This window comes from Mesorhizobium sp. ESP-6-2 (assembly GCF_020164675.1).
Taxonomy (GTDB): domain Bacteria; phylum Pseudomonadota; class Alphaproteobacteria; order Rhizobiales; family Rhizobiaceae; genus Mesorhizobium.
In genome coordinates this window covers 824,163-839,402 of record NZ_JAIUGT010000001.1, presented here as the reverse complement: position 1 = coordinate 839,402, position 15,240 = coordinate 824,163, and the positions used below count along the sequence as shown (strand labels likewise).

At 63.3% G+C, this 15,240-nt stretch carries 16 protein-coding genes; 7 read left to right on the top strand and 9 right to left on the bottom strand.

The window, feature by feature from the left end; translation table 11 throughout:
• Positions 1-24 precede the first annotated feature (24 nt).
• Together LB532_RS04140 and dapD are read right to left on the bottom strand one after the other, a co-directional pair.
• On the bottom strand, positions 25-402 hold the full coding sequence (locus LB532_RS04140; RefSeq protein WP_224556389.1) for a DUF805 domain-containing protein: 378 nt from the start codon (positions 400-402) through the stop codon (positions 25-27).
• 142 nt (positions 403-544) lie between these two features.
• Positions 545-1,399: a 2,3,4,5-tetrahydropyridine-2,6-dicarboxylate N-succinyltransferase gene (dapD, locus tag LB532_RS04135; RefSeq protein ID WP_140639310.1), complete on the bottom strand. Its 855-nt coding sequence runs from the start codon at positions 1,397-1,399 to the stop codon at positions 545-547.
• 146 nt (positions 1,400-1,545) lie between these two features.
• On the opposite strand from dapD, the gene LB532_RS04130 reads away from it, so the two are divergent.
• Positions 1,546-2,391, top strand: coding sequence for an LOG family protein (locus LB532_RS04130; RefSeq protein ID WP_140491453.1), 846 nt, complete (start codon positions 1,546-1,548; stop codon positions 2,389-2,391).
• A gap of 113 nt (positions 2,392-2,504) precedes the next feature.
• Here LB532_RS04130 and LB532_RS04125 read toward each other — a convergent pair whose 3' ends face one another.
• Positions 2,505-3,215 carry a pyrimidine 5'-nucleotidase gene (locus tag LB532_RS04125; protein ID WP_140639311.1) on the bottom strand — a complete coding sequence of 237 codons (711 nt, stop codon included), beginning with the start codon at positions 3,213-3,215 and terminating at the stop codon, positions 2,505-2,507.
• Positions 3,216-3,376: 161 nt separating this feature from the next.
• Here LB532_RS04125 and LB532_RS04120 point away from each other — a divergent pair, with 161 nt between their 5' ends.
• The 3 genes from LB532_RS04120 (at position 3,377) to LB532_RS04110 (ending at position 5,933) form a co-directional block, all read left to right on the top strand.
• Positions 3,377-4,138, top strand: coding sequence for a GGDEF domain-containing protein (locus tag LB532_RS04120; RefSeq protein WP_140639312.1), 762 nt, complete (start codon positions 3,377-3,379; stop codon positions 4,136-4,138).
• A gap of 188 nt (positions 4,139-4,326) precedes the next feature.
• On the top strand, positions 4,327-4,497 hold the full coding sequence (locus LB532_RS04115) for a hypothetical protein (RefSeq protein ID WP_181165184.1): 171 nt from the start codon (positions 4,327-4,329) through the stop codon (positions 4,495-4,497).
• Positions 4,494-5,933 (top strand): GMC oxidoreductase, encoded by a 1,440-nt coding sequence (locus tag LB532_RS04110; protein ID WP_140639313.1) that lies wholly within the window; start codon positions 4,494-4,496, stop codon positions 5,931-5,933. The genes LB532_RS04115 and LB532_RS04110 overlap by 4 nt, the downstream gene beginning before the upstream one ends.
• 125 nt (positions 5,934-6,058) lie before the next feature.
• On the opposite strand, the gene LB532_RS04105 is transcribed toward LB532_RS04110, so the two are convergent.
• The 3 genes from LB532_RS04105 to LB532_RS04095 form a co-directional block, all read right to left on the bottom strand.
• Entirely contained in the window at positions 6,059-7,033 is a 975-nt protein-coding gene (locus LB532_RS04105; protein WP_140639314.1) for an amino acid ABC transporter permease, read from the bottom strand.
• Positions 7,030-8,334, bottom strand: a complete 1,305-nt coding sequence (locus LB532_RS04100; RefSeq protein ID WP_140639315.1) for an NAD(P)/FAD-dependent oxidoreductase — start codon at positions 8,332-8,334, stop codon at positions 7,030-7,032. Before LB532_RS04100 ends, LB532_RS04105 begins: the two co-directional genes overlap by 4 nt.
• 181 nt (positions 8,335-8,515) lie before the next feature.
• On the bottom strand, positions 8,516-9,280 hold the full coding sequence (locus LB532_RS04095; RefSeq protein ID WP_224556422.1) for a transporter substrate-binding domain-containing protein: 765 nt from the start codon (positions 9,278-9,280) through the stop codon (positions 8,516-8,518).
• 353 nt (positions 9,281-9,633) lie between these two features.
• On the opposite strand from LB532_RS04095, the gene LB532_RS04090 reads away from it, so the two are divergent.
• Complete coding sequence (locus LB532_RS04090; protein ID WP_224556388.1) at positions 9,634-10,194, top strand: Lrp/AsnC family transcriptional regulator; 561 nt, start codon at positions 9,634-9,636, stop codon at positions 10,192-10,194.
• A gap of 162 nt (positions 10,195-10,356) precedes the next feature.
• Here the strand turns inward: LB532_RS04090 and phhA are convergent, their stop codons facing one another.
• The gene (gene phhA / locus LB532_RS04085) at positions 10,357-11,193 is read right to left on the bottom strand and encodes a phenylalanine 4-monooxygenase (protein ID WP_140514307.1); all 837 of its coding nucleotides are present in this window, start codon (positions 11,191-11,193) and stop codon (positions 10,357-10,359) included.
• A 137-nt stretch (positions 11,194-11,330) separates the two neighbouring features.
• Here phhA and LB532_RS04080 point away from each other — a divergent pair, with 137 nt between their 5' ends.
• Both LB532_RS04080 and LB532_RS04075 read left to right on the top strand, forming a co-directional pair.
• On the top strand, positions 11,331-11,807 hold the full coding sequence (locus tag LB532_RS04080; protein WP_140491470.1) for an Lrp/AsnC family transcriptional regulator: 477 nt from the start codon (positions 11,331-11,333) through the stop codon (positions 11,805-11,807).
• 303 nt (positions 11,808-12,110) lie between these two features.
• Positions 12,111-12,569, top strand: a complete 459-nt coding sequence (locus LB532_RS04075) for a RidA family protein (protein ID WP_140559074.1) — start codon at positions 12,111-12,113, stop codon at positions 12,567-12,569.
• A 25-nt stretch (positions 12,570-12,594) separates the two neighbouring features.
• Here the strand turns inward: LB532_RS04075 and argB are convergent, their stop codons facing one another.
• Together argB and LB532_RS04065 are read right to left on the bottom strand one after the other, a co-directional pair.
• A complete protein-coding gene (argB, locus tag LB532_RS04070) occupies positions 12,595-13,488 on the bottom strand; it encodes an acetylglutamate kinase (protein WP_140551636.1) in 894 nt (297 codons plus the stop codon).
• Between the two features lie 162 nt (positions 13,489-13,650).
• A complete protein-coding gene (locus tag LB532_RS04065) occupies positions 13,651-15,144 on the bottom strand; it encodes an amidase (protein WP_140639317.1) in 1,494 nt (497 codons plus the stop codon).
• Between the last annotated feature and the right edge of the window lie 96 nt (positions 15,145-15,240).

The window sequence follows — 15,240 nt, the reverse complement described above, 5'->3', positions numbered from 1 at the left end:
GTAGCGCATGGCGACGATGGGCGCTCAGGGCTCGGCCGGTGCATTGGTGCGCTTGCCATAGCGGTTGGGTCCGGGCTGGCCCGGAAACAGGCAAAGCACGACGAAGGCGACGATCGAGACGACCGGCACGAACAGGATCAACGCCGCGATGCCGGGCTTGTCGAGGTCGTGCAGCCGCTTAACCGCCAGTGCGATGTTCGACCACAGCGAGGCGATGAAGGCGATGAAGAAGACGAACGACCACATGTTGCTCTCGGGCGAGCCTTCCGGCACCAGCGTGAAACGATAGAGCGGGAAGGCCTGGATGATGGCCACGAGCAGCCCGCCAAGAAAATAGGCCGCGCGGCTGACGCGGCCCGATGTCTTGAAGAAAAGCCAAGTGAGGTTGGATCTGTCAGGCAAGCGGGTCCCGTCCATATTGATTGACACCCCGGGTGCCTTCGAAACTCGTCAGCAGATATTTCCAGTCCATGTCACCCCTCCATGTTGAACCGGCGCGACCGATCGTCGCGCCGGCGGAAGGTGCGCCCGCTTTCCAAAAAGATCAATCGCGCAGCAATTCGTTGATCGACGTCTTGGACCGGGTCCTGGCATCGACCCGCTTGACGATGACCGCGCAATAGAGACTTGGACCCGGCTCATTGTTCGGAAACGGCTTGCCAGGCAGCGAACCGGCTACGACGACGGAATTCGGCGGCACTTCGCCGTAGAAAATCTCGCCGGTGGCGCGGTCGACGATCTTGGTCGACTGGCCAATGAAGACGCCCATGCCGAGCACCGAGCCCTCGCGCACGATGCAGCCTTCGACCACTTCCGAGCGCGCGCCGATGAAGCAATTGTCCTCGATGATGGTGGGACCGGCCTGCATCGGCTCCAGCACGCCGCCGATGCCGACGCCACCCGACAGGTGCACATTCTTGCCGATCTGGGCGCAGGAGCCCACCGAAGCCCAGGTATCGACCATGGTGCCCGAATCGACATAGGCGCCGACATTGACGAAGGACGGCATCAGCACGGCGCCCGGCGCGACGTAGGCCGAGCGGCGCACGACCGACGACGGCACGGCGCGGAAACCGGCCTTCTCGAAATCGACGGCGCTCCAGCCGTCGAACTTCGACGGCACCTTGTCCCACCACACGGCCTGGCCGGGACCGCCCTTGATGATCTCCATCGGGTTCAGCCGGAAGGACAAAAGGACGGCCTTCTTCAGCCATTGGTTGACATGCCACTTGCCATCGGCCTGGCGCTCGGCCACGCGGGCCGTGCCGCGGTCGAGCAGATCGAGCGCCGACTGGATGGCATCGCGTGTCTCGCCTCTGGTCGCCGTCGAAATCGCGTCACGCTCCTCGAAGGCCTTGTCGATGGTCTTTTCGAGGCTCGCCAGATCCGGCTTCGACATGAATTCGCTCCATTACCAGGCTGTTAAGGGGCTGAGCCTTAACCTGTTTTGAAAATCGCGCGGACCCTATGTGAAGGCAGAGTAGGGGTCAATCGCGACTGCGCCATGGGACGGCGCAAGTAAATGAAATGGACGGACCTGACATCATGACACCCATGGAAAAGGCGGGCTGGACGCCGCTGCCGCATTCGGACGAGGATCTGGAGCGGGCCAGGAGCGTGCCGGACACGCCGCAGACGCGCGCCGAGACCTACCGCCTGGCGTGGAACGATCCCGACTTCATGACGCGGCGCGAACTGCGCGCGGTCAGGCTGCAGCTCGAACTCCTGAAGCCGGAGATGATCCTGGCCGAGCGCGGTATCCGCTCGACCGTGGTCCTGTTCGGGGGCGCGCGGCTGCCTGAACCCGGCGGCGAGGCCTGGGCGGCCAAAAACGAGACGCAGAAGAAGAACCTCGAGGAAAACAGTAAATATTACGAGGAAGCCCGCAAATTCGCCCGCCTCTGCTCGCAGCAATCGGCCAGTTCATATTACCGCGAATATGTCGTGGTGACCGGCGGCGGGCCCGGCGTGATGGAAGCGGGCAATCGCGGCGCCGACGATGTCGGTGCGCCCTCTATCGGCCTCAACATCGTTCTGCCGCACGAGCAGGCGCCCAATGCCTATGTGACGCCGGAACTCTGTTTCAACTTCCACTATTTCGCCATCCGCAAGATGCATTTCGTCATGCGCGCCAAGGCCGTCGCGGTGTTTCCCGGCGGCTTCGGCACTATGGACGAATTCTTCGAGACGCTGACGCTGATCCAAACCGGGCGCATGGAGCGCGTGCCGGTGATCCTGTTCGGCAAATCCTTCTGGAAGCGGGCGATCGATCTCGACTTCCTCGCCGAGCAAGGCACGATCAGTCCCGGCGACCAGGACATCATCGACTTCGTCGACACCGCCGACGAGGCCTGGGGCATCGTCAGCCGGTTCTATAAGTTAGGGGAGTAAGGCAGTAGGGAAGTAGATGTCGAATCAGGGGCTGAGAGCGCCTCATTCTCCTACTGCCCTACTGCCCTACTGCCCTACTGCCCTACTGCCCTACTGCCCCACTGCCCTACTCCCTACTGCCTTATTCCCACGACTATCTCCGTCAGGAATCCGGCGAGGTCGTCGGTGACGAAGTCGATCTCATCTTCCTGCGCCGGATCGCGCTCCCAGATTTCGGAGAATGTCGGCTCGAAATTGCGCGGCACCACCAGGACCGTCGTCATACCCAGCGACTTCGGCACGGCCAGGTTGCGCGCGAGATCCTCGAACATAACCGCATTGTGGCCGGTGACGGCGTGGAGTTCGGCGAATTTCTCGTAGGTCTGGCGCGCCGGCTTGGGGTTGAGCCCGGCAGCGACGATATCGAAGATGTCGTCGAAATGATCAAGGATGCCAAGCTGGCGCGCAGTGCGCTCGGCATGCCTGCGGTCGCCGTTGGTGAAGATGAACTTGCGGCCGGGAAGCTGGCGAATGGCGGTGCCGAGGACGGGGTCCGGCACCAGCCAGGAATAGTCGATGTCGTGGACCTTCTCGAGGAAATCGTCGGGGTCTATGCCATGGCGCGTCATCAGCCCGTTCAGCGTCGTGCCATATTCCCGATAAAGATCCTTCTGCAGCTTGCGCGCGTCCTCGCGAGGCAGCGACAGCAATTCCCCGACATAGGCGGTCATCTTGACGTCGATCTGCGAGAACAGATTCGAATGGTGCGGATAGAGCGTGTTGTCCAGGTCGAACACCCAGTCGGTGACATGGGCGAAGCGAGCGGGGTCGGGGTGTGTAGCCATGCGACCCTTATGGCACGAAACGGACGATCTTGAAGGGGCTTTATCCACAACTTCTACGCGCCGAAAGTGGCAGAAACAGTCTCACCATTCAAATTTTAGGCATCCTGGAAAGGTGGCCTTCAGGGCTTGCTGGCACAGAGGCGGTCCAGTGGGAGCCAGCGATGAGCAGTATAATTCTGAAGTCCGCCACCATTGCTTTCGTCTCTGTCGCGGTTTCGCTCCTTCTGACCCTGATCATCGTCCCCGCTATGGGATTCCCGGTCAACCGCATGATGTGGCTGACCTCGACATTGTGTCCGCTGGTCCTTGCATGGGCGGCCTGCGCAAGCACGTTCTGGCACAGCGACAGGCTGAAGTCGGCGCATCGCGACCTTGCCCGCACCCATGCCCAGCTTGCCGCGGCGCATCGCCGGCTGGCGGAAAAGGCCAGCCGCGACGACATGACGGGCATGCTCAACCGGGAAAGCTTCTTTGCCGTGCTCAACGGCTCCCGGCACAAGCCCGATCGCGGCGCCTTGCTGATCATCGATGCCGACCATTTCAAGATGATCAATGACAGCTTCGGCCATCTGACCGGCGACGACGCGCTGCTCCTGATCGCCAACGCCATCAAGCGCGGGGTGCGCGACGGCGACGTCCTCGGCCGCATCGGCGGCGAGGAGTTCGGCGCATTGCTGGTCGGAGCCACGGAACGGGAAGCCAAGCGCGTCGCCGAGCACATCCGCCGCGAGGTCGAGCTGATCCGCTTCCGGCCCGTGGACGAGCGGACCATTCCGCTGACCGTCAGCATCGGCGGAACCCTCTGCGACGAGAGCGCCAGCGTGTCGGAGCTGATGCAGGCCGCCGACCGGCGCCTCTACCAGGCCAAACATCGGGGACGCAACCTGGTGATCCTCGACACCGACATCTCCGAGGCGGCCTGAACGGGCTGATCCAGCACACCGGCCTGTTAAGGAGTCTCTAACCCTGTTTGCACTCGGCTGCGCATTGTTCCGGCTTGCAACCAGTTTTGGCACGCTTCTGGCTTCGATGACGAAGCATGTGCCGTTCAGGAACATGCCTGGATGTTCGGGGAACATGCCTGGATAGAGACCCCGTCGAGAGACCTGTCATGAGTTTCCTTATCAAGAAGATATCGCGCCGAATGATCATGCAGACGCTGATCGCGGTGCCTGCCCTGTCGCTGTTCCGCAAATTGCCCGATGCGGGTTCTTCCGAAGCCGCCCCCGATGAGATCGTCGAGGTCAATGGCTGGATCTTGAAGCGGAGCGACCTGGCATGATCTTCGACAGTTATGAGGCGTTTCGCGCCGCGAATTTCACGCCCAGGGTCTGCGTTCTCGGCTCCGGCCCGGCCGGCACCACGATCGCCAGAAAGCTCGGCGCCGCCGGCATACCGGTCGTGGTGCTGGAGGCCGGCGGCAGGGAGTTCAGCGACATCTCGCAGGATTTCTATCGCGGCACCACGGTCGGCGATTTCTATTTCGATCTCGATATCACCCGGCTTCGGTTCATGGGCGGCAGCTCGAACCACTGGGCCGGCTGGTGCCGCGTGCTCGACAAACAGGATTTCGAGCCGAAGGCGTGGGTGCCGGACACGGGCTGGCCGATCCGGCGCAGTGACATCGAACCCTATCTGGGCGAAGTGCGCGACATCCTGGAACTGCCGGATTTCCGGCCGGACGCGCCGATCTCGGACGACATCCGCTGGGTGCAGCTGATCAAGAGCGGCGCAGTGCGCTTCGCTGAAAAATACGCCGCCGAGCTCGACAAGAGCAGGAACATCGCTGTCGTGCTCAACACCTGCGCCACCGAGCTTACCGGCGACGGCAGACGCGTGACCGGCGCCAGGCTGTGGTCACAGGGGCAGGATGCCGGCTTCTTCAGCGCCGACTATTTCATCGTGTGTGCCGGCGGGCTGGAGAATTCGCGGCTGCTTTTATGGTCGAACCAGCGCTCCAATGGCGGCGTCGTGCCGAACGCGACGGCACTTGGCCGCTACTGGATGGAACACCCGACCTTCCAGGGCGGCAACGCCATCCTGGCCGACTATGGCGCATTCGAGGTCGATGCGGCGAACGAGGCCTTCTTCTCGCCGATGCCGGCCGCGATGGAGCGGCTGCGGATCATGAATTTCGGCATCAGGCTGATCGAGACGCCCTATCCCGGCGTCAAGGACCTGATCGCGAATCTCGCTTGTACGGCGCCCAACATGGCGGAGTGGCTGTCGGGCAGGCTCAACCAGAACCTGCGCTGCGCGGCCCAGCTCTATGTCGCCTGGGAGCAGGCGCCGCTGGCCTCGAACCAGGTCGAGCTGTCGAAGACCGTGGTCGACCACGCCGGCGTGCCGCGCATCGAGCTGCACTGGAAGAAATCGGACCTGGAACGCCGCACGCTGCTCGAAGGGCTGAGGCTTTTCGGGACGACGCTAGCCCAGAAGAACCTGGGCCGGGTGCGTATAGCCGACTGGATTTCGAATGGCGGCGACTACCCGACGGACGAGGAGACGGCCGGTCACCATCACATGGGCGGCACGCGCATGGGCACCGATGTCGCCACAAGCGTCGTGGACGCCAATTGCAAGGTGCACGGCATGGACAATCTCTATGTCGGCGGCTCGTCGGTGTTCTGCACCTCGGGCCAATGCAACCCGACGACGACGATCACGGCGCTCGCCTGCCGGCTCGGCGAGCATCTCGGGAAGGTGGTCGCCGCCTGACGGTTCCGCAACCCCGCGAAATCATCTCATCTCGGCAATGCCGCGCCATATGATGGCGCCGGAGCGGCTCAAAGGCCGTGGAGAGGCGCACCAGCACGGCGGCGACGCAGCTTTCCGGAATTGCCCTACGCCCGCCGCTCCGACCGGCCGAAACGCCGTTCGAGATAGGCCTGGCCGAACTCCAGCGTGATCGACAGGATCCAGTAGATCATCGAAGCGGTGATCAGCATCTCGATATGGCGGAACTCCGTCTGGCCCATGGTGCGGGCGAGATACATGATCTCCCAGACGCCGACGACCGACACCAGGGACGAGTCCTTCAGCATGGCGATGAACTGGTTGCCGGTCGGCGGGATGATGACGCGCATGGCCTGCGGCAGGATGACCAGCGCCATGGTCCGGCCGGGGCTCAGTCCAAGCGCGGTGGCGCCTTCGCTCTGTCCGCGCGGAATGCTTTCGATGCCGGCGCGGAAGATCTCGGTCATGTAGGCGCCATAACACAGCGACAACGCCAGAATGCCGGCCGGCACCGCGCCGATCACGTAACCGACCTGCGGCAGGCCGAGATAGATGATGTAGATCTGCATCAGCAAAGGAAGGCCGCGGAACAACGAGGTGTAGAAAGTGGCCAGCCCGTACACAATGCCGTTTCCGGTCAGTTTGGCGATGGCGCCGACAAGTGCGATGGCTGTCGCGATCAGGATCGAGATCGCCGAAATGTAGAGGGTGGTGGTGACGCCCTGGGTGATCAGGAAGCCGATCTTCCTGGCGATGAAGGCAAGCGACAGGTCGAAGGAATAGAAGAACAGCATCAGGAGCACGAACAGTTCGATCCAGACGCCGGCGATCTGCTGCCGCCGGGGCAAAAGCAGCAGCAGCTTGCAATTCACCAGCACAATGAGCGCGATCAGCACTGCGGAAAGCGCGCGCGACAGGGCAGGGTTGGCCTGCAGCCAGCCGGATGCAACTGGAATCACCGAGCCGATCCAGCTTGACTTGATGCCCATCGCGTAAAGGCCGGCGGCCAACAGCGCCAGCACGAGCCCCGCCGCTGCGCGACGGGTGATCCCCGGATAGAAGAGCATCAGCCTGCCGATCATGCCGTCACCTTGTCTTTCGTGGCGGCATGACGTTCTCGCCACCAGTCCTGCGCCTGCAATTTCCAGTAGGTGAGTTGCGCGGCCGCCAGGCCGGCGGCGCCGCCGGCCCAGCTCAATCCGAATGGCGCGAACTGCCGGTACCGGTCCGAAACGCCCAGAATGCCTTCCGCAATGACTTTTCCGGCGATGGCCGTGGTGTTGAGACCATGGCCGCCGAAAGCCGTGCAATACCAGACGCCCGGCTGCAATTCGCCGATCTGGGGCATCAGGTGACGGGCATAGGACATCAATCCGGACCAGGCGAGTTCGGTCTTGAGGTCCGCAAGCTGCGGATAGGTGCCGATCATCTCGCGGCGCAATTCGCGCGCCAGCGCGTCGGCGGAAGCGGCGCGCGTGGTGATGCGCCCGCCCCACAAAAGGCGATTGCCGCCATCGACCAGCCGATAATAGTCGCCGGCCCGCCTGTTGTCGCCGACCGCGTCCGTGGTCGCAACGGCTTGCGCGACCAGGCGCGGCGCCGGCTCGGAAACCATCACATAGGTCGCGATGGGCAGGAAGGCGCGGTGGAGCTGACTGAATACCGGGCCGGTGTAGCCGCCGGTAGCCAGCACGACGCGAGTTGCCCGAAGCATGCCCTCTCGCGTGCGCAGCATCTTTTGCGGCCCCGACAGATCACATTGCACGACTTCGGAGCTCTCATGGATGCTGCCGCCAAGCCGCTCGATCTCATCGGCCACGGAACGCAGATAATTGAGCGGATGGATGTGAAAGGCTTTCGGGTCGCGAAGGCCCTGATAGTAGCGAGCCGATTTAAGCACCAAACGGACGTCTTCTCTGCGCAGATATTGAAGCTCGTATCCGTGGTCGCGCGCCGTCTGGTCGGCATAGGCCTTGAGCGCGTCGCCATCGTCGTAGCGCAGGACGCTGACCAGCCCGTCGCGCGGCATGGCGGCCGATATGTCGAGCGCCTCGATGGTGTGACGCACGAATTCGACGCCCTCGATCGACAGCCGGTGCAGTTGCCGCGCGGCCTCCTTGCCGACGCGCGCGGCAATGGTGTCGCCGCCGGTGGCGAAGCCAGGGGTGACGAAGCCGCCATTGCGGCCGGAGGCGCCGAAACCGACGACCTGGGCCTCGAGCACGGCGACGCGCAGCCCGGAACGCGACAGCTGCAGCGCCGTGGTCAGGCCGGCCAGTCCCCCGCCGACGACGGCCACGTCACAGTGCGCTTCGCCGCGGAGCGGGGGCCTGATCTTCCGGTCGGTCATGGTGCGGGCGTAATAGGTGTCCGGATAGGCCATCGGCGACTTTCAACTGCATCCCGCTCAGAGTCAGGAAAAGCGCGTAGCGCTTTTTCCTGGGGAATTGCGCAAGAACAAAGGTTTGGAGAGGGGTGGCGATTGTTTCAAACGCTGCACCGCTCCGGCATCTGACGCGTGATGCCCGCCGGCAGCCGAGCGGCGGCCGGCGAGCGATCCAACGTCATTTGGCGCTGTAGTCCTTGCCGTACCATTTCGTGGTCAGTGCGGCGAGCGTGCCGTCCTTCTTCAGCTCGGCGATGATGCCCGAAACCTTTGCGGTCCACTCGGGATCGTTCTTCTCGGCGATGACCACGAGCGGTTCCCGGAAGGCATATTCCCCTTCGAGTATCTTCACGGGATAGCCGTTCTTGATGGCGTTCTGCGCCGTCTGCTCCGGCGCGATCACGGCATTCAGGCGAACACCGTCGCCGAGCCGCAGGTCATCGAAGGGAAGCATGGAATCGGCGAAGGTGCGTATCTCGCCTGGCTCCAGCTTGTATTCGACGGGAGGCAGGCCGGGCGCGTCGATCTCAAGCTTGCGGCGGATGAAATCCTCCGAGGTGGTGGCCGTCTCGACGCCGATCACCTTGCCGTTGAGATCGGTGACCGACTTCGCGGTGCTGTCCTTGTGCACGACGTAGACATAGGGGCTGTAGTAATAGATGCCGACAAAATCGATCACCTTGGAACGAGCCTTGGTCGGCGTGACCGAGCCGACGCCGAGGTCGTAGCGCCCTTGCCAGCGGCCGCCGGTCAGCGTCGCCCAGTCGGGGGTCTCGAAGGAGACCTCGACCCCCAGCCGTTTGCCGATCTCGCGCGAGACGTCGATGTCGAAGCCGGCGAGCTCGTTGCTGTCATTGAGAAAGCTTTGCGGCGGCCAGGCGGCGTTGGTGGCGACGACCATCGCCTTCTTCGACGTGACGCGATCCAAAGTTTCTCCGGCCATTGCCGCCGTCGTGATCGCGAATGTCGCGGCGGCAAGAATGGCGAAATCGAGCAGTTTTTTCAAGGTTATCCTCCCTTATGGATGCAGCGGAAATGATTTGTGCCTGCGTCGGGCACCAGTGGTTGTTGCGACCGCGACGTCTCCGCGGCGTCGGCTTGCGGATGCAAGTCCAACGCGGCTCGGTGTCGATTTGCGTCCATCGCAGCCGAAGCTGTTCCCCCTCATGGACTGGCGTTTGTGACAGTTGACACTCATGTCGCGAAAAGCAGGGTTCCACCCGGCGAAATGCCGGATAATGGCAGCCATGCAGTCATTGCGTGCCGTGAGGCGGCAAAATGCCGGATATTTCCGCCTTGCGCAGCCTGCACCGGCGGTTCCTCAGGATTGTCGCGGAGGTGGTTCAGCCGATAGGATCGCGTCGAGGGATTGACGGTTCCGGGGCGGATCGAAGGAGAGGATTGATTGTGGAATTGACCGAAAAAGATCGCCAGCTGCTCGCGCTGATGCAGAAGAACGCGCGTGAGCCGGTCGCATCACTGGCGCGTCAGCTCGGCGTATCCCGGACTGCCTTGCAGGAGCGCATACAAAAGCTCGAGGCGGGCGGCGTCATCGAAGGCTACGCGGTGCGGCTGACCAAGGAGGCGGCTCAGAATTCCGTCCACTGTTTCACCTTCGCCGCCCTGAACAACAAGAGCTACCCGGACGTCTCCAGAAAGATCAAGGCGATGGCTTCGATCCAGGCCGTCTACGCCATAACCGGCGAGTGGGACCTGATCATCCATGTCGCGGCCGAGACGCTCGAGAAGCTGAACCGGGAAGTGAACGCGCTGAATGAAATCGGCGGCATCGTCAAAACCGCTTCGCATGTGGTGATGGAGACGAAGTTCAACCGCAACATCTATGCCGCACTATAGGAAGCGAGGTTTCGCTCGCCCCGGCCATCCAAATCCGGCTAGAGCAATTCACCGTCCCATGGAACGCTGAACTGCTCTATCTCTTTGTTTTTGCGCAATTCCCAAGGGAAAGCGCTGCGCGCTTTTCCCGGGGAAACCGTGCACACTTTTCCTGGAACTGCTCTAGACAGTCGCCGGGTCGAGTGCGGGCTCGCCCATGCGGCGAGCGACGATCGCCGCGAAATCGGCGGTCTGGAATGTGTCGCGCAGCGCGTCGAAGGACGGCAGCACGAAATAGACGCGCTGGAACTTGTCGATTTCGTAGCCCGTACGCATCACCGTTTCCAGGTCGAAAGGCGCATGGTGCGCATCCTTGCTTTCGACCGCGAACTGCAATTCCGTGAAGGATGACATCAGACCGGCGCCGAAGGCCTTCAGCGGCTGACCACTCTCCTGCATGAGGCCGTATTCGGCCGTGTACCAGTAGAGCCGGCTGATCATTTCGTCGCCACCGAGCGCGATGATATCGCCGGCCTTCTGGCCATACATCTGCATGAAGTCGGCGAAGACCGGCTGCGACAGCACCGGCACATGGCCGAAGAAATCATGGAACATGTCGGGTTCGACGATGTAGTCGAGCTCCTGCTGCGTCCGCAGCCAGTTGGTGACGGGGAAACGGCGGCTGGCGAGATGGTCGAAGAAGGGCGCGGCCGGGATAAGCCCTGGCACGGCGACGATCTCCCAACCAGTCAGCTTGCGCAACTTGGCACTGACTTCGTCGAAGTCCGGGATGCGGTCGAGCAGGCCGAGCTTGTCGACGCCGTCGAGATAGGAATGATGGGCGAGCTTGCGCGTCAGTTTCGTCTGGCGGTCGCACAGTGTGCGCCACACCGCCTGTTCCTCGGCGCTGTAGTCATAGCCCTGCGCCACGGTGAAATCGGCACGGCAGACCGAGTAATCGCCGCGCAGCCCTTGAGCCGCGCAGTCGCGGGCATATTCGGCAACGCTCATCGTCGTCATGGTTTTTCTCCTCCAATCTTGAATTCCGGATTCTACCCAAAGCTAACCGGATTTGCGGAGGCAAATCGGTTTTGGTGATGGCCGGAGTGAGGACTTTTGGATAACATCCACTCAGAATGTGCCATAGCGGAGTGAAAATGCCTCAATTCGACGATTTCGAGATCAAGATGCTCGATATCCTCCAGCGCGACGGACGCAAGCCGGTCTCGGAGCTGGCGCAGGAGATCGGCCTGTCGACGACACCTTGCGCGCGGCGCTTCGAGGCGCTGCAGGAGGCCGGCATCATCAAGGGCTTTGCCGCCGTGCTCAGCCGACGTGCCGTCGGCCTGACGGTCGAGGTGTTCATCCAGGTGCGGCTGGTCAGCCACAGCGACGGTTCGCCCGAGAGCTTCATCGCCGCGGTCCAGCGCATGGACGAGGTATCATCCTGCTGGACGATGACCGGCGACCACGACTTCCTGCTGCACGTGATGGTGCCGTCGGTCGACGAACTTAATGCCTTCGTCATGCACCGGCTGATGCGGCTCGACGGTGTGCGCGACGTGCACACGCAACTCGTGCTGCAGAACATCAAGGGACCCGGCCACGTGCCGCTCGGGCATCTGCGGCGGTGATGGCGCCGGCAGCATGGCGGATCATCCATGAAGAGGTCCGCCATACGCAGATGCGGCGGCGGGTCTGGTTCCACGAGTCTGGGGATTCTGACGCGCCACGGCCGGGTGAAGATGGCCCGACGCTGGCCGATTTCCGGGGCGCCGCAGGACGCGCAAGAGCAATCGATGATGTTCGAACGGACGGCACGGAAACCTGCCGTGCTCGCGGCCATGCATTCGCACCGCGCCTGACTTATTCACGCTGGCCGTTGTCAGGCTGTGCGCTATTTCCTGGAAGCGGAGGGTGTCCGGCAGGAGGGAGCGATGGAGCTTGTCACCCATAAAAAGATGAAAGAGGGCCGGCTGATGCCTTGGGGAAAAGGCACCGTCGTCAGCGGCGCCAGGGGCTATGTCTTTCTCGCCGGCAATACGGGCACGGCCGAAGATTACGACCCGTCGACGGGCAAAGGTGGCGCCGTCGGGGACGCGGCGACGCAATGGCGCTCCATTTTGACGACCATCAAATCGGACCTGGAGGAGCTTGGCAGTTCGCTCGAGCATCTCGTCAAGATCACCCAATATGTCAAAGGACCGTTTCCGGACGGCGGCGTTCTGAGTTCGCCCAATTTCCGGCTGGACGTCATGGACGAATTCTTCGCCGCGCACTGCCCGAAGCACTGCAGCTACAACAATCCGCCGCCCTCGGAGGTAATCGGGGTTGCCGCACTTGCGCATCCCGATCTCGTCATCGAGATCGTGGCGATCGCCGCTCTGCCGGACTAGCGCCCGGCGCGGCAGCCCACAATTATCAGGGCACGATCAGCGTGCCGGCGCCATGCTCGGTGAACAGTTCGAGCAGCACCGAATGCGGCGTCTTGCCGTTGAGGATGACGACGCCTTCGACGCCGCGCTCGATCGCCTCGATGCAGGTCTCGACCTTCGGGATCATGCCGCCCGATACCGTGCCGTCCTTGATCAGCGCCCTGGCCTCGGCGACCGTCAGCTCGTCGATCAGCTTCTTGTTCTTGTCGAGCACGCCCGGCACATCGGTGAGGAACAGAAGACGCGAGGCCTTGCAGGCGCCGGCGATGGCGCCGGCGAAGGTATCGGCATTGATGTTGTAGGTGTGTCCGTCGCGGCCGGGCGCCACCGGCGCCAATACCGGGATCATCTCGGAGCGCGCCAAAAGGTCGAGCAGGGTGCGGTCGACCTCGACCGGCTCGCCGACGAAGCCGAGATCGAGCACGCGCTCGATGTTGGAGTCCGGATCGATCATGGTCTTGCGCGCCTTTTCGGCGAAGACCATGTTGCCGTCCTTGCCGCACAGGCCGATCGCCCATTCGCCCTCGGCGTTGATGAGCGCGACGATCTCCTTGTTGATCGAGCCCGCCAGCACCATCTCGACGATCTCGACCGTCTTCTGGTCGGTGACGCGCAGGCCGCCTTCGAATTTGGATTCAATGCCCATCTTGTTGAGCATGGCGCCGATCTGCGGCCCGCCGCCATGGACGACGATCGGGTTGACGCCGGACTGTTTCAACAGCGCGATGTCGCGCGCGAAGGCTTTGCCGAGTTCGCTGTCGCCCATGGCGTGGCCGCCATATTTCACCACCACCGTCTTGTTCTCGTAGCGCTGCATGTAGGGCAGCGCCCGCGACAGCAGGGCGGCCTGCATTTCGGCGGTGGCGGCAATGTCCGTCATCGGCGTGGTTCCCTGGTTTTTGATTTCATGCCTGCCGTTGTCCCAAAATCGCATTTTTGGGCGACATGCATCAGGTAAAGACGGCGGCGTCTTAGCGGGAATTGCCGCGGGCCGCAAACGGCTTTGCTGTCATATTCGGGCGGCTCACGACCTCGTCATCGCTTAAGGCACCATAAGCGGCGCCCTGCGGCCCAGCCAACCGGATATCTTCTCCATCTGCGCGGCCAGGGACAAAAGCGTCTCCTCGTCACCGGGCCGGCCCGCGGCCTGGATGCCGAGCGGCAGGCCGGCTTCGGTGACGTGGATGGGCATCGCGATGGAGGGCTGGCCGCTGACATTCTGGATCGCCGGCCAGTGGGTGAACCACAGGCTCTTGTCCATCAGCTGGCCGAACAGCGGTTCGATCCTGAGCAGCGCCGTGAGGCGAAGCTTGTCGAGCATGTTCTCGATGAGCTCGTCGGCGCCCTTCGGGTCCATCGCGCCGCAAGCGAGCGGCGGGTGGGCGATAACAGGCATCAGCACGGCGTCGTAACGCGCCGTCTCCGCAATCAGTTGCCGCGAGGCGGCATGCAGCCGCTGCAAGCCTGCATAGGTCTCGCCGGCCGAGACCATTTCGCCCAATCGGCCGAGCACCCGCGTCGCGCGCTCGATGTCGCCGGTGACGGTGCGGCCGATGCGCACCGCCTCGGCCCGCAACATGCCTGCGACAGCCGAGGCAACCGTTCTGCAGAAATCTGCGAAGAAGTCGCGACCGATGGAGGGCAAATCGATTTCCTCGACGCTGTGGCCGCCCTCGCGCGCGAGCGCCACCGCGGTATCGAGCGCTTTCAGTGTCTCGGCCGAAATCGGCAGCCCGAGCGGAGAGTTCCGGTACATTGCGAGCTTGAGCTTGCCGGGATCGCGCGCGGCAGCCGCGGCGAACGCACCCTTCGGCGGCGACGCGGCATAGGGCGCGAGCGGGTCGGGGCCATGGGTGAGGTCAAGCAGCATGGCGCAATCGCGCACCGAGCGGGTGACGGCATGGTCGACCACCATGCCGTACCAGCTTTCGCTCACCAATGGCGACAGCGGGACACGGCCGCGCGAGGTCTTGAGGCCGACCAGCCCGGTGCAGGCAGAAGGCACGCGGATCGAGCCGCCGCCATCGGAGGCATGCGCCACCGGCACGACGCCGGCGGCGACCAGTGCCGCAGCGCCGCCGGACGAGCCGCCGCTGGTGTGGCCGGTGTTCCAGGGATTGCGGGTGATGCCGAAGGCTTTTGATTCGGTCATCAGCCGCAGCCCGTGTTCGGGCGATGTCGAGGTGACGATGGGTATCAGCCCGGCGGCGAGATAGCGTTCGGTCAGCACCGAACTGACCTCGGGCACCCAGGCGGGGATGCGGCTGCCGCCATGCGACGGCACGCCCTTGATGGCGATGCCGAGATCCTTGATGGCGAAGGGCACGCCGGCCAGCGGTAGGGAACGATCGATGCCCTTCGCCCGGCTGCGCGCCGCATCGTAGAGTGTCTCGGCCGTGGCATTGATTTCAGGCCGGCTGGCCTCGGCGCGCACGATCGCCGCGTCGACCAGTTCGACCGGCGAAACCTCGCCCTTGCGCACCAACGTGGCAAGGCCGGTGGCGTCTTCTTCCCACAGCACCCGTTCGACCGACATGCGCGCTCCCCCGATCCAGGCAAGGTAACCAGCGGCCAATCCGTTGGCAATCGAGCGATGGAACGAGTGCGGCGCGGCGCGGAAAGCTTTGGGTGC

Bases quoted from the DNA above. Each gene is read 5' to 3' on its own strand.
- dapD (WP_140639310.1), bottom strand. From the start codon at position 1,399: ATGTCGAAGCCGGATCTGGCGAGCCTCGAAAAGACCATCGACAAGGCC.
- LB532_RS04130 (WP_140491453.1), top strand. From the start codon at position 1,546: ATGACACCCATGGAAAAGGCGGGCTGGACGCCGCTGCCGCATTCGGAC.
- LB532_RS04125 (WP_140639311.1), bottom strand. From the start codon at position 3,215: ATGGCTACACACCCCGACCCCGCTCGCTTCGCCCATGTCACCGACTGG.
- LB532_RS04120 (WP_140639312.1), top strand. From the start codon at position 3,377: ATGAGCAGTATAATTCTGAAGTCCGCCACCATTGCTTTCGTCTCTGTC.
- LB532_RS04115 (WP_181165184.1), top strand. From the start codon at position 4,327: ATGAGTTTCCTTATCAAGAAGATATCGCGCCGAATGATCATGCAGACG.
- LB532_RS04110 (WP_140639313.1), top strand. From the start codon at position 4,494: ATGATCTTCGACAGTTATGAGGCGTTTCGCGCCGCGAATTTCACGCCC.
- LB532_RS04105 (WP_140639314.1), bottom strand. From the start codon at position 7,033: ATGATCGGCAGGCTGATGCTCTTCTATCCGGGGATCACCCGTCGCGCA.
- LB532_RS04100 (WP_140639315.1), bottom strand. From the start codon at position 8,334: ATGGCCTATCCGGACACCTATTACGCCCGCACCATGACCGACCGGAAG.
- LB532_RS04095 (WP_224556422.1), bottom strand. From the start codon at position 9,280: ATGGCCGGAGAAACTTTGGATCGCGTCACGTCGAAGAAGGCGATGGTC.
- phhA (WP_140514307.1), bottom strand. From the start codon at position 11,193: ATGACGACGATGAGCGTTGCCGAATATGCCCGCGACTGCGCGGCTCAA.
- LB532_RS04080 (WP_140491470.1), top strand. From the start codon at position 11,331: ATGCCTCAATTCGACGATTTCGAGATCAAGATGCTCGATATCCTCCAG.
- LB532_RS04075 (WP_140559074.1), top strand. From the start codon at position 12,111: ATGGAGCTTGTCACCCATAAAAAGATGAAAGAGGGCCGGCTGATGCCT.
- argB (WP_140551636.1), bottom strand. From the start codon at position 13,488: ATGACGGACATTGCCGCCACCGCCGAAATGCAGGCCGCCCTGCTGTCG.
- LB532_RS04065 (WP_140639317.1), bottom strand. From the start codon at position 15,144: ATGTCGGTCGAACGGGTGCTGTGGGAAGAAGACGCCACCGGCCTTGCC.